We start from the raw sequence: 12,950 nt of genomic DNA, 5'->3' as shown, positions 1-12,950 counted from the left end.
AATGCGGAAGACAAAACGTACCATCGGCTTTTCCCTTCTCGCCATTGGACTCATCCTGTTGGCGATCCCACTGTATTATGAATGGGATAAACAGCAAGAAGCGGCTGCATTGGAAGAGGCGATGACGCTCATATCGGAGTCAGACGATGGGGAAGCAGACGTCTCGTCGGTTAACAATTTGACGGTTCCTGAGGCACAATTAACAGACGTTATGGAACTGGAAATCCCGGCGATTGACCTGAAGCAAAAAATTCTTCCCGAGACGACGGAAGAAAACTTGAGCGTCGCGTTAACCCAGATTAAAGGCAATCAGACGCCCGGAGAAGGAAACTTCACGATAGCCGGGCATAGAGGCTACCGGGGCGACCGTCACTTTCGCCAGCTGCCGGATGTGCCTGTCGGGTCTGAAGTGATCGTGCATCAGGGGGATCAATCATTTCATTACACGATTACAAGTTCGGACGTTATCGCGCCAACAGACACAGCTGTTCTAAACGACGAGAAAAATCAAGACGAAATTACGTTAATTACCTGTACAGTGGACGGGAAAGAGCGAATCGCTGTTCAAGGCACATTGAAAAGTAACGGAAAAAATCCAGAGGGCTGAGTGCCTTCTGGATTTTTTATACACTGTCAAGGATTGAGCCAAATAGGGGCTTCCGATAAAAACGTGTCTTTTTTGCTTTGTTTAATGCGCTCAATGGTCTGTGCGATGGCTGCTATGTCTTTATCCGTCATAACATCGGTAATCAATATGGTTTCAATATCAGGGGTCTCCGGCAAAACCAGCGAATCAGTTATGATGATGTCTGTCCCCGGCGGGATGTCTTCCTCATTGCTGACTTGTGATGCATTCATGTTTTTGAAAGTCGCGACGCCTTCAAAGTGTGTTTTTAATCTTCCATCAAAGTCTGTTAAAAAGAATGAACGCGACGTTAATAGCAATATGTTGGCTTTTAACGCGTCCGACTGATTGATGTGACGGTTTAAATGTACGACCAATGAGATAATATTGCTTTGATGAAAGTTGAAACCCGTCTTTTTCGACCATTCATGGCACAAACTTTCCAGTCGGCTGTGAGTCTGCGGTGCGTTATCTTTTACTGAGCGCAAAACGGAGGCTTTCGGCAGATATTGCAGTTTAGGGGCGACACGCCGCAATTGCGAGACCTGATACAAGTTAAAAATGTTGAATAACAGATCATCATCATGTTCGATAGAGATGCGTAAATTCGTTTCCAAATAACGAATGAACGCCATGAATTGATCGTAATCTTTGTGTGCCTGGAGCAACGCGTGCCGGTCTTCCTGGTGGATAATGGTGAATTGAAATTCTGTATAAATAAGGCAGAGGTAAAAGTAGACGCGCTCATGCAACGGTAATTGAATGACCAGCAACGTCTCCAAGTAATCAAAAAAGTCCTGCATACCGATGAATAGCGGTTCCTGCTGCACGTTACGGCTGACACCATAAGGAAGTTCATCGGCAAGAAATCCCTTCTCAGCACGACGGATGCATAGACGGTAAAAATAAGATAAGACATTGAACCCGTAGTCTGTTAAACGGATGCCGTAGTCGTGTTCTAACATATCCCTTGCTTTTTCCATTTGTTTATATTTCGGATGCTTCACATAATGATTCAGAATCCCGTTGCGGGAAAGGTTGATTTCAAATAATAATAACCGTTTAGCCCCTTCACTTCCTGCAATTTGATAAGGCCTTCGCTGCATCTGAAGGAAAAGCGGCTGGATAAACGCTTCCACTGAGGAAATAAGTTTTAGAGTGGCTTTTCGGCTTAAATAAAGCTGCTCGCATAATTCTTCTAGTGAATAAGCTTTATCCAAAAGCAACTGTTCAATCAAGTCAAAAAACACGCTGTGGTCATCATGTGAAAACGCACTTTCGACAGTTTCGTTGGACGGCTGGATTAAGCTTGCACCAATTCCCTTTGTCGTTCGTATGGACCAGCCTTTCGGTAAAATTTGCCGAAGTTTCGTAATTTCGTTCTGGACCGTTTTATAAGAACAGCCCACGGCCTCCCCGATTTGTCTCAACGCCATGCTGTCAGAAGACCCTTCCAGGCACTCGATGATTTTATATTGCCTATCCGAGATATTCACCTTAATTCCCCCCTAAACAATAAAACGAAGCTCCCGGCCCAAGCCGGGAGCTTCCCAATCCTAGTAAAACCGCTTATACCCTTCAAAATACTTTTGCCAGTAAGAGCTGTTTACGTTTGAAACCTGCACGCCATCCGATCCGGCATGGATGAAGTCGCCGCCGCCAAGGTAGATGCCCATATGCGAGATGCCGTTCGCGCCGGCGTAGGTATTTTCAAAGAATACGAGGTCGCCCACTTGCGGGTTGTTCACGTATTGAGCGCGGTTGTAATAGCTAGCGCTCGACAGGCGATTGATGTCCTTGCCGGCTTTATTGAATGAATAATAGATAAAGCCGCTGCAATCGAATCCGCTTGGTGTATTGCCGCCCCATTGATAACGAACGCCTTGCTGGGCTTTGGCGGTGCTGATCAACTCATCAACATCATAGTCCACATCAGTTGATGCACTGCTTCCGGAACCTGAGCCTGAATCAGATGAGCTGCCTGATCCTGATGATGCCTTTGAGCCGATGTTCAGCTTCTGACCAATCAGAATTAAACTTGACGATAAGTTATTCCAGTTCTTCACCTGGCTGACGGATACGCCTTTTTGGCTGGCGATGCCTGATAACGTATCACCGGATTGAACGGTGTAAACCTCTGAGGAACCGGTATTCGATCCACTGCCGCTCGAGCTTGAGCCGCTATTCCCGGAATTTGAGCTGCTCGACCCACTGTCGTTCGAGCCACCTTTGGATACGGCAAATTTGTCTCCCGGGTGAATCAATGACGAATTGAGATCGTTCCAGCTCATTAAATCGGAAACGGAAATGTTATGCCTGGCAGCGATTCCGCTTAGTGTATCGCCGCTTTTCACGGTGTATGTAGAAGCTTGTCCGCTGGAACTGTCCGAGCTGTCTGAGCCGCCGGAACTGGAGTTTCCACTATTCGACGAACTGGATGAGCTGCTTGATCCCGTTTCGATCACCTGATTCGGGAAAATAATGCTACCGGATAAATTGTTCAGTGATTGTAACTGTCCAACACTTGTGTCATACTGCTGCGCAATTTTCCATAGGGAATCACCGCTCTTTACTTTATATGATGCGGCTTCTGCATCATCTGCAGCGACTAACGCCGAAGCGATCACAGCACTTGCGGTTACCGACATGAAAATTTTCTTATTGGCCAATGCAAGACCCCCTCCATAGTCGTGATGTAATATTTTCCATTGTACACGAAATATGACGAGATTAATAGACTATTGGCGGGTTTGTAATCTATTTGTAATATTGTGTGGGACAAAGGGTCTGACCCCCTGTCCCGCTCCAACCGGGGGACAAAGGGTCTGACCCCCTGTCCCGCTCCAACCGGGGGACAAAGGGTCTGACCCTCTGTCCCCCTTCAGCCCGAGGAAGGGGCACGCCCCCTCCCCAACCCCCTTACAAAACCTTCTCAACCAAAAATTTATCACGATTGTTAAGAATATATGTTATAATTTCGTCTATAATGTCGAAATAATAAATAGATTATTAGATGACAATACGCTCGATTGTCGAAACAGGAGGTAAACAACACATGGAAGAAACGATTTCGCTCAAAGAGATCTTTGAGGTCATCAAGAAGCGAATCCTGCTAATCATCAGTTTCATAGTGGGTGCGGCCGTCATTGCAGCGGTGCTCAGTTACTTCTTTCTAACGCCGACCTATGAATCCAGTTCAATGTTTGTGGTAAATCAGAAGGAGCAGGACACATCATCGCAATACACCACAAACGAAATCCAGACAAACGTGGAATTGATCAATACGTATAACGTGATTATTAAAAGCCCGGCGATCCTGGAAAACGTGATAGAGGAACTGGATCTGGGTTATTCTGTTGGCCAATTGGAAAGTAATCTAAATGTCTCAAGTGCCGAGAATTCCCAGGTCGTGACCGTGACCGCGACAGACCCGGACCCCGGCCGTGCGACGAATATTGCCAATGCAACGGTCCAGATTTTTCAACAGGAAATCCCGGATATTTTGAATGTCAATAATGTCTCAATTTTGTCCGAGGCGGAAGTAGGTAGTAACCCCACACCTGTGAGCCCAAAACCGCTGCTGAATATTGCCATCGCCATTGTTCTTGGCGGTATGGTTGGCGTTGGTCTCGCGTTCTTGCTTGAGTATCTGGATAATACAATCAAAACGGAAAAAGACATTGAAGACAAGCTGGGAGTGCCGGTGCTTGGTGTGATCTCACATGTGTCAGACAGTGATATCCAGGTAGATCAATTCCAGTTAGCCCAATCAAGAAGGAGGGGTGAATTCAATGGCGCGCAGAAAGAAGTCAACTAGAAATACAAAAATGAGGCACTTAATTGCCAATTTAAACCCGCGTTCACCAGTTTCAGAACAATATCGGACGGTTCGTACCAATATCCAATTCTCCTCCGTGGATGAGGAACTGCAGGTCATGCTCATGACGTCTGCCGGACCGGGTGATGGCAAGTCCATGACAACAGCGAACCTAGCTGTGGTCTATGCCCAGCAAGGCAAGCGAGTGCTGCTGATTGATGCAGACATGCGCAAACCGACGATGCATTACACCTTTCGTCTTGATAACTTAAAGGGGTTGAGCAATGCGTTGGTAGGTGAATCCCCACTCAAGGACGTGATTATGCCAACGGAGGTTGATCATCTTGATGCGATCTCCTGTGGACCGATCCCACCAAACCCGTCTGAATTGCTGGGTTCGAAAAAAATGGAACAAATCATTCAAGAAGCCCGCGACATATACGACATTATATTGTTTGATACACCACCGGTTTTGGCTGTTACCGATGCTCAAATTTTGGCTAACCTATGTGATGGATCGATTCTCGTCGTCCGCAGCAAGCAAACCGAAAATGAAGCAGCAGAAAATGCAATCGAATCCCTCCAAGCCAGCAACACAAAAATTTTAGGGACCATCTTAAACGACCGTACGAAAAAAGAATCCAATTATTATTACTATTACGGAAATAATTAGCTTGATCAGGACTCTCCTCACAAGGAGAGTCGCTTTTTGTCGAAGTTTGTCAAAAAAATCCAAATACATGACTTTTTATCAGATTCTATGACTAAATGGTGACTCACAGACGGTTTCGTAGGGTGATTTTTCCTGCTAAAATAGATATGGGTAATTAGTCCTGCCCGCTAAAAAGGGGGTACGAGAATGATTGATTTACATTGTCATATTTTACCTGGGTTGGATGATGGTTCCAAAACTGTGGTGGAAAGTTTGTCGATGGCTGAAGAAGCTTCCAAACAAGGAATCACCAAAATTGTGGCCACGCCCCATCATAATAACGGGCAATATGAAAACGATGGACATGATATTATCGAAGCTGTTCATCAGCTGAATGTGCAGCTAAAAGAAGAGAATATTCCGGTTGAAATTCTTGCGGGACAAGAACCAAGAGTCAATGGGAACATGATTGCTGATTTGGACAATGGGAAGGTGCTGACGCTAAACCAGACAAGCGGTTATGTACTGGTTGAATTTCCAACGTCTCAGGTACCGAAATACACGACTCAGCTGTTATTCGATATGCAGATTACTGGGTACACGCCCATCATTGTCCATCCAGAACGCAATCAGGAATTACGAGAAAATCCTGATAAGCTATACCGATTAGTTAAAAATGGTGCACTCACGCAGATAACAGCAGGGAGTCTGATCGGCAATGCTGGTAAAAAAATACAACGGTTTGCTGAACAGATGATTGAGACCAATCTGACGCACTTCATCGCTTCGGACGCCCATAATGTCAGAAAACGTGGTTTCTACATGCGGGATGCTTTACGTTATCTTAAAAAGAACTATGGGAATCCCGCGGCCTATCAGTTTACCGAAAACAGCGAATTGCTGCTATTAGGTCAAATGGTCAACCGTGAGCCGCCCGAACGCATCAAAAGAAAGAAAAAATGGTTCTCACGCCGTTAAGTTTGAATAACGTCACTCCCGTTTGCTACTATAAAGATAAGTTTTTGAATGATTCGTAAAAATAATTTAACAGCTGGGAAGTGACTGAAATGATTGATATTCATTGTCATATTCTGCCTGGGATTGATGATGGTGCCAAAACAATTGCTGTTACGTTAGACATGGCTAAAACGGCCGTTGATCAGGGGATTCATCACATTGTTGCCACACCTCATCACTGTAATGGCAAATATAATAATGTTAAAAAGGACATACTAAAATATACAAGCGTTTTAAATGAAAAACTTACGGAAGAAGCGATTCCGCTGACGATCCTTCCGGGTCAGGAAACCCGCATAAACGGTGATATGGTCGAGGGGTTGGAACAGGGTGAAATTCTCCCCATTAACGAACATACAAAATACGTTTTTGTTGAATTTCCGTCGGGACATATACCCGAGTATAGTAAACAGTTATTATTTGATATCCAGTTGAAGGGGTATAAACCGGTGATTGTCCACCCGGAACGGAATCGGGAATTGATGGAGCATCCGGATAAACTATACCATATGGTTGAAAAAGGCGCACTTTCACAAGTGACAGCTTCCAGCCTATGCGGTAAATTCGGCAAGAAAATCCAGAAGTTCTCACACCAATTAATCGAGACAAGCCTTACACACTTTATTGCATCAGATGCCCACAACACTTCTACGCGAGGTTTTTATCTGAAGGATGCGTATGATGAATTGCATAAGCAGCACGGGAATGAGGGGTTTTACCTTTTTCGGGAAAACCCTCATTTAATGATTGAAGGCAAAATGGTCAACTCTCTTCCACCCGAGCGGATCAAAAAGAAATCATTCTTCGGGTTTCTTTAAGGTGTGCATTTATTTGTATAGGCTATCACCTATTATGAAAGAGTGAGTAATTTGAAACACTGTCCAGTAGGGGGTGATGCTTTGATAAAAGTTATGCTCGTTGATGACCAACAATTATTCCGCGAAGGAGTGGAATCTTTAATCAACCATACAAATGACATCGAAGTGATTTCGATGGCGGATAGTGGCGAGCAAGCTATTACACTACTGGAGACGGAAAAGCCGGATGTCGTTCTGATGGATATTCATATGCCTCAAATGGACGGGATAAAGACAACCGCCTATATAAAAGAAGCTCACCCGACTATGAAGGTCGTAATGTTAACATCCACGAACGATGAGGAATTGGTCATCCGGGCCATTAAAGTAGGGGCGGATGGATTCCTGCTGAAAGATCTGTATCCTGAAAAACTGACGGAGTCGATCAGGGATGTCATGAAAGGGCAAAATGTTTTATCAGGTGAAGTGGCCGGACTATTGGTCAATCGGATCAGGGAATTGACACTTGATAAAAAGCAAATCCTGGGAAGACGTCTCGATAACCAGGGCATTCGCTTAACCAACAGGGAGCTTGATATAGCCTATTTCATCTTAAACGGTCATTCCAATCAAGCCATTGCCAAGTATTTGTATCTTGGACAGGGGACCGTCAAAAATTACATCAGCGAAATCTACAGCAAACTGGATATCCACAACCGTAAGCAGGCGGTGACCTACTTTAATGATTTGCTTAAATAACATATACATGACTTATTAAAGCAAAAGTAACTTAAAAATATGACTTCTGATTTAGTATGATGAATACTGTTTAGTTTTTTTTAAGCAAAATGGGTATTAACGAAGCGTTACACCATTCGATAACCTCTGAGACGGACATGGAATTGTTATGTGATATGTATTACACAGATAATGCCCTATTCTTGTTATCATTCGTGAAATCCGATATTCACCTGTTTGATGTCGATGGGCTGAATCGATGGGATGTCTTGTATACAATTGAAAAGCTGAAGGAAATAAACCCTGTTGCGAAGCTGGTTGTTCTGATTCCGCGGCAAACTGAGCTGGATTTGCTGCCATTAATGTCGACCGAGATTGATAGTATGATTGAGAAAAACCGTACGTTGCACGTCTGGATAAGCCAATTTATTCGTGATATGCTAAATCGTAATCATTATCTAAATCCGAAGGGGATGACAGGGAAGTTCATCTCAGATTTTTTTGATTTGAAGATGCGAAATTTGGACATATTTGCCGAACGGCTGTCGAACGCCGGTCTGAATCTTATCAAACGTGAGATAGAAATCGCTTATTTAATGGGAGTAGGACTCAAGAACCGGGAAATAGCGACTAATCTCCGCTTGAGTGAAGGAACAGTTAAAGCATATGTCAGCCGTATTTATAAAAAACTTGGTTGCCATAAACGAGGAGCCGCGGCTGATATGATGAACCGGATTTATTTGAACGACAAACCATAACAAAATTTAACCTGAGCTTAACAATTTGTTAATTATCTTTTGTTACCCTTGAACAAATAACTCTATTAATTGAAAGGAGGAATCACGTTGACCTACCGAACACGACTTACATTACTCATCCTCCTCGATTCCATCATTGTCAGCACAGCGATCTTTATTGCAGCCTGGGTTGTGTACCCCTATACGGAAGTACTGCAGCTTGACGCCATTATTATTAGCGCAATTGCCCTATTAATCTTTCATCATATATTTGCTTCCGTTTACAAGCTGTACAACAAAGTCTGGGCCTATGCGAGTGTCGGTGAGCTCCTGGCGATTGTTCAAGCGATTACGCTATCCATTATATCGGCAGGTATCGTGCAATTTTTAACAAATGATTTTTCAATTTATAGTCGCGCGTTACTCGTCACGTGGTTATTACATATCATCTTAATCGGCGGGTCACGCTTTGCCTGGCGCATTTACCGTGATCACTTTATTGTTAATTCAACGAACCAAAAGCGCACTCTGATTGTAGGCGCAGGGGCAGCCGGTGCGATGATTGCCCGCCAGCTGAAAAATGAACAGGAAAATGCCGAGCTGAACCCGATTGCGTTTGTCGATGACGATTTAACCAAACAGAAAATGCAAATCTATGATATTCCGGTTATAGGCAAGGTAAGAGACATTCCGGACATTGCCGAACAAGAAACGATTGAGCATATCGTGATTGCTGTTCCATCACTGGCAAATGGTGAACTGCAAAAGATTGTCGATTATTGCAACCAGACAAATGCCAAAGTCCAGATGATCCCGAAAATCGAGGATCTCATGACTGGAAAAGTATCGGTCAGCCATTTAAAAAATGTCGAGGTTGAAGACCTGCTCGGACGTGAACCGGTTAAATTGGATATCGATTCCATATCGGAATACGTCACCGGTAGTACGGTGATGGTTACCGGTGCCGGCGGGTCAATAGGTTCAGAGCTATGCCGCCAGCTGATAAAATTTAACCCCGGCCGAATCTTGCTTGTTGGCCATGGTGAATTCAGTATTTATCAAATTAACATGGAATTGAAGCAGAAATATGGCGACAACGCTATCGAGGTCATTCCGGTGATTGGTGATGTGCAGGACCGCCACCGCATGTTTGAGATTGTCGAAACGTACAAACCGGCGATCATCTATCATGCAGCTGCACACAAACACGTGCCACTCATGGAATACAACCCGCATGAAGCGGTTAAGAACAACGTCATCGGCACGAAAAACGTCGCTGAAGCAGCCGATACTTACGGTGCCGGAAAATTTGTGCTCGTCTCATCTGACAAAGCCGTCAGACCGACGAACGTAATGGGCGCCACCAAGCGACTTGCTGAAATGGTCGTCCAGGACTTGGCCAAACGCAGCAAAACGAAATTCGTCGCTGTCCGATTCGGAAATGTCCTTGGCAGCCGTGGGAGTGTCATCCCGCTGTTCAAAAAACAAATTGAGCGCGGCGGCCCGGTAACGGTCACCGATCCGGAAATGACCCGCTACTTCATGACGATACCGGAAGCATCCCGACTCGTCATCCAGGCCGGCACGCTGGCTAAAGGCGGCGAAATCTTTGTCCTCGACATGGGCGAACCGGTGAAAATAGTTGATCTCGCCTGTAACCTGATTAAACTATCAGGCCACTCAGAGGGTGACATCGGCATTAACTTCACTGGCATCCGGCCGGGCGAGAAGATGTATGAGGAATTGCTCAGTGACGATGAAGTCCATCCCGGTGAAGTGTATGAGAAGATTTATGTGGGTCGGACGGTTGAAGTGGACGTATCACTCATCATGAATTTAATCGATGAGCTTAATAAAACGAACCAAGACCAATTGAAAGATGATATTATGAAGATTGTTTATGCAGAACAAACTCTTTTGACAGCACAGGGTTCATAAAGATAGAAAACTAGAGGGGGCATACGATGAGTACAGTCAAAAAAGCAATCATTCCAGCAGCCGGCCTGGGAACACGCTTCCTGCCGGCAACCAAAGCGATGCCGAAAGAAATGCTGCCGATTGTCGATAAGCCGACGATTCAATACATCGTGGAAGAAGCGATTGAATCGGGCATTGAAGATATTATCATTGTAACGGGAAAACATAAGCGCGCGATTGAAGACCATTTCGATAACAACTTCGAACTGGAAAACAACCTGATGCAAAAAGAAAAGTACGAACTTCTGGAAAAAGTCAATCAAACATCCAATGTCGATATTCATTATATCCGGCAAAAAGAGCAGCTGGGACTGGGCCACGCCGTCTGGTGTGCACGCAAATTCATCGGTAATGATCCGTTCGCTGTTCTCCTTGGTGATGATATTGTTGAATCCGAAACACCAGGTTTAAAACAATTGATCCAGCAATTTGAACAAACGGAGCGCTCCGTTGTCGGTGTCCAGCAAGTGCCGCATGAAGAAACCCATCGCTACGGCATAGTTGATCCAAGCACGATTGAAGGCCGCCGCTACAAAGTCGATCACTTTGTTGAGAAACCCGAACAGGGAACAGCACCATCGAATCTGGCTATTATGGGCCGCTATATTTTGACACCAGAGATCTTCACTTACCTGGACAAACACGAAATCGGTGCGGGTGGTGAGATCCAGCTGACTGATGCCATTCAAATGTTAAACCAGAAACAGGACGTCTATGCGTATGACTTTGAAGGGAAACGCTATGACGTTGGGGAGAAGTTAGGCTTTATCCGAACAACATTGGAGTTTGCCCTGAAAGATGAGGTTATTGGTGAGGATGTGGCAGCATTGGTTGATGAGTTGGCTGCTAAGCAGAGTGTGAAGAACTGAGACTGAACGAGCAAGTCATTTGAGTATATGGCATGTGTCAGGCTTTCTGGACTTGGCACGTCGCCATGCATTCTATCTATTTGTTTAGTGGTTTAGCAGTTGATTGGATGACATTTAACAATCCGGTTAAGTAACCCGGCCGAGCACTTCCATGGTAAGGAAGGGGAGCAACAATCCAATGAACTCCTAATCTACTAAATATCAGGGAGCGTGATGATATGTATTTAAAACTAAAGCGAATGATAGATATTGTTCTCTCATTAGTCGGACTGATTTTATTATCACCCGTATTCCTGATACTTGTGATTGGTATTAAACTCGATTCCAGGGGTCCGGTCTTATTCAGGCAAAAACGGGTTGGGATCAATAAGACACATTTCAACCTTCTGAAATTCCGGACGATGCGGATTGATACACCAAAGGATACACCGACCCATTTGTTGAGAGATCCCGACATGTACATAACCAGGATGGGCAAATTCTTAAGAAAAACATCACTTGATGAACTGCCACAGATCCTGAATATTATTGGCGGCAGCATGAGTATCATTGGCCCGAGACCAGCATTATGGAATCAATATGATTTAATCGCTGAACGAGATAAGTACGACGCCAATGATGTTCTCCCTGGTCTGACCGGATGGGCGCAAATCAAAGGACGTGATGAGCTCCCGATTGATGTGAAAGCCCAGCTTGACGGTGAGTATGTGCGGAACATTGGTTTTAAGTTCGATATGAAATGTTTCTTTGGAACATTCGTCAGCGTCATGAAAAGTGATGGGGTTGTGGAAGGCGGAACTGGCGCGCATGCCAAAGAAGAGGCAGCAAGAGAGAAGGAGACTGTATCAAAGTGAAAAGGATATTGATTACAGGTAAAAACAGTTATGTTGGGAACAGTCTTGAAACGTGGCTGGCCAAAGATTCTGGTAACTATTCAGTTGATAAAATCAGCCTGAGGGATGATGGTTGGAGGGAAAAAGATTTCTCTGTTTATGATACAGTTGTCCATGTTGCTGGGATTGCGCATAGAAAAGAGACGAAGGAAAATCAGCAGTTATATTATAAAGTGAATAGGGATTTAGCCTATGAAGTAGCACAAAAAGCACAAAAAGAAAATGTCAAACAGTTTATCTTCTTTAGTTCAATGAGTGTCTATGGGCTAGAAGAGGGCATTATTGACGAAAGTACGCCATTAAATCCAACTACTCATTATGGAAAATCCAAGCTTCAAGCAGAAGAAAAAATTAACGAATTAAACAATAATAACTTTAAAGTAGCAATTGTCCGTCCACCTATGATTTATGGAAAAGGGTGCAAAGGTAATTACCAAAGGTTAGCAAGTCTAGCGATAAAAACACCTATATTTCCAAACATAGATAACAAACGTAGTATGATTTATATAGATAATCTGAGCGAGTTTATAAGAGTTTTAATAGATAAGTCAAATAGTGGTATGTTTTACCCTCAAAATAAGGATTATGTCAATACAAGTGAGCTAGTTAGACTAATTGCACAAGAACATGGTAAAGACGTTAAGTTGACAAATTTATTTAATCCTATGATTCATGCGGTTCATAGTGGTACGGTAAAAAAAGTTTTTGGTAATTTAGTGTATGCAAAAAAGTTGGGTGTATATCAAGATAGTTATATTGTCTATGATTTAAAGAAATCTGTTCACTTAACTGAAAAGTAATTAATTGCCTATTTACAGGAGATATTGG

Annotated in this window: 13 protein-coding genes; 11 read left to right on the top strand and 2 right to left on the bottom strand. The window is 43.9% G+C overall.

The window, feature by feature from the left end:
- Position 1: 1 nt before the first annotated feature.
- Complete coding sequence (locus E4U82_RS08945; protein ID WP_135109859.1) at positions 2 to 607, top strand: class D sortase; 606 nt, start codon at positions 2 to 4, stop codon at positions 605 to 607.
- 26 nt (positions 608 to 633) lie between these two features.
- Here the strand turns inward: E4U82_RS08945 and E4U82_RS08940 are convergent, their stop codons facing one another.
- Entirely contained in the window at positions 634 to 2,121 is a 1,488-nt protein-coding gene (locus E4U82_RS08940; RefSeq protein WP_135109858.1) for an AcpB/EbpR/MafR family transcriptional regulator, read from the bottom strand.
- Positions 2,122 to 2,181: 60 nt separating this feature from the next.
- On the bottom strand, positions 2,182 to 3,294 hold the full coding sequence (locus tag E4U82_RS08935; protein ID WP_135109857.1) for a LysM peptidoglycan-binding domain-containing protein: 1,113 nt from the start codon (positions 3,292 to 3,294) through the stop codon (positions 2,182 to 2,184).
- A gap of 386 nt (positions 3,295 to 3,680) precedes the next feature.
- On the opposite strand from E4U82_RS08935, the gene E4U82_RS08930 reads away from it, so the two are divergent.
- The 10 genes from E4U82_RS08930 (at position 3,681) to E4U82_RS08885 (ending at position 12,922) form a co-directional block, all read left to right on the top strand.
- Entirely contained in the window at positions 3,681 to 4,442 is a 762-nt protein-coding gene (locus E4U82_RS08930; RefSeq protein ID WP_135109856.1) for a YveK family protein, read from the top strand.
- Positions 4,417 to 5,115 carry a CpsD/CapB family tyrosine-protein kinase gene (locus E4U82_RS08925; protein WP_135109855.1) on the top strand — a complete coding sequence of 233 codons (699 nt, stop codon included), beginning with the start codon at positions 4,417 to 4,419 and terminating at the stop codon, positions 5,113 to 5,115. The genes E4U82_RS08930 and E4U82_RS08925 overlap by 26 nt, the downstream gene beginning before the upstream one ends.
- Before the next feature lie 186 nt (positions 5,116 to 5,301).
- On the top strand, positions 5,302 to 6,072 hold the full coding sequence (locus tag E4U82_RS08920) for a tyrosine-protein phosphatase (protein WP_135109854.1): 771 nt from the start codon (positions 5,302 to 5,304) through the stop codon (positions 6,070 to 6,072).
- 89 nt (positions 6,073 to 6,161) lie between these two features.
- Positions 6,162 to 6,929: a tyrosine-protein phosphatase gene (locus E4U82_RS08915; RefSeq protein ID WP_209300553.1), complete on the top strand. Its 768-nt coding sequence runs from the start codon at positions 6,162 to 6,164 to the stop codon at positions 6,927 to 6,929.
- Positions 6,930 to 7,010: 81 nt separating this feature from the next.
- Positions 7,011 to 7,667 (top strand): response regulator, encoded by a 657-nt coding sequence (locus E4U82_RS08910; protein ID WP_135109852.1) that lies wholly within the window; start codon positions 7,011 to 7,013, stop codon positions 7,665 to 7,667.
- A gap of 137 nt (positions 7,668 to 7,804) precedes the next feature.
- A complete protein-coding gene (locus tag E4U82_RS08905) occupies positions 7,805 to 8,404 on the top strand; it encodes a response regulator transcription factor (protein ID WP_167751366.1) in 600 nt (199 codons plus the stop codon).
- An 87-nt stretch (positions 8,405 to 8,491) separates the two neighbouring features.
- Positions 8,492 to 10,321, top strand: a complete 1,830-nt coding sequence (locus E4U82_RS08900; RefSeq protein ID WP_135109850.1) for a polysaccharide biosynthesis protein — start codon at positions 8,492 to 8,494, stop codon at positions 10,319 to 10,321.
- Between the two features lie 26 nt (positions 10,322 to 10,347).
- Positions 10,348 to 11,229: a UTP--glucose-1-phosphate uridylyltransferase GalU gene (gene galU, locus E4U82_RS08895; RefSeq protein WP_135109849.1), complete on the top strand. Its 882-nt coding sequence runs from the start codon at positions 10,348 to 10,350 to the stop codon at positions 11,227 to 11,229.
- A gap of 218 nt (positions 11,230 to 11,447) precedes the next feature.
- The gene (locus E4U82_RS08890; protein WP_135109848.1) at positions 11,448 to 12,083 is read left to right on the top strand and encodes a sugar transferase; all 636 of its coding nucleotides are present in this window, start codon (positions 11,448 to 11,450) and stop codon (positions 12,081 to 12,083) included.
- Entirely contained in the window at positions 12,080 to 12,922 is an 843-nt protein-coding gene (locus tag E4U82_RS08885; RefSeq protein WP_135109847.1) for an NAD-dependent epimerase/dehydratase family protein, read from the top strand. Before E4U82_RS08890 ends, E4U82_RS08885 begins: the two co-directional genes overlap by 4 nt.
- The last annotated feature ends 28 nt before the right edge of the window (positions 12,923 to 12,950 follow it).

It is taken from the genome of Lentibacillus salicampi (genome assembly GCF_004565465.1).
Lineage (GTDB): Bacteria > Bacillota > Bacilli > Bacillales > Amphibacillaceae > Lentibacillus > Lentibacillus salicampi.
This window is presented reverse-complemented; position numbering and strand designations above follow the sequence as displayed.

What these genes read in the sequence shown, in the direction of transcription:
- E4U82_RS08905 (WP_167751366.1), top strand. Translation starts at nt 7,805, where the DNA reads ATGGAATTGTTATGTGATATGTATTACACAGATAATGCCCTATTCTTG.
- E4U82_RS08915 (WP_209300553.1), top strand. Translation starts at nt 6,162, where the DNA reads ATGATTGATATTCATTGTCATATTCTGCCTGGGATTGATGATGGTGCC.
- galU (WP_135109849.1), top strand. Translation starts at nt 10,348, where the DNA reads ATGAGTACAGTCAAAAAAGCAATCATTCCAGCAGCCGGCCTGGGAACA.
- E4U82_RS08930 (WP_135109856.1), top strand. Translation starts at nt 3,681, where the DNA reads ATGGAAGAAACGATTTCGCTCAAAGAGATCTTTGAGGTCATCAAGAAG.
- E4U82_RS08925 (WP_135109855.1), top strand. Translation starts at nt 4,417, where the DNA reads ATGGCGCGCAGAAAGAAGTCAACTAGAAATACAAAAATGAGGCACTTA.
- E4U82_RS08890 (WP_135109848.1), top strand. Translation starts at nt 11,448, where the DNA reads ATGTATTTAAAACTAAAGCGAATGATAGATATTGTTCTCTCATTAGTC.
- E4U82_RS08920 (WP_135109854.1), top strand. Translation starts at nt 5,302, where the DNA reads ATGATTGATTTACATTGTCATATTTTACCTGGGTTGGATGATGGTTCC.
- E4U82_RS08945 (WP_135109859.1), top strand. Translation starts at nt 2, where the DNA reads ATGCGGAAGACAAAACGTACCATCGGCTTTTCCCTTCTCGCCATTGGA.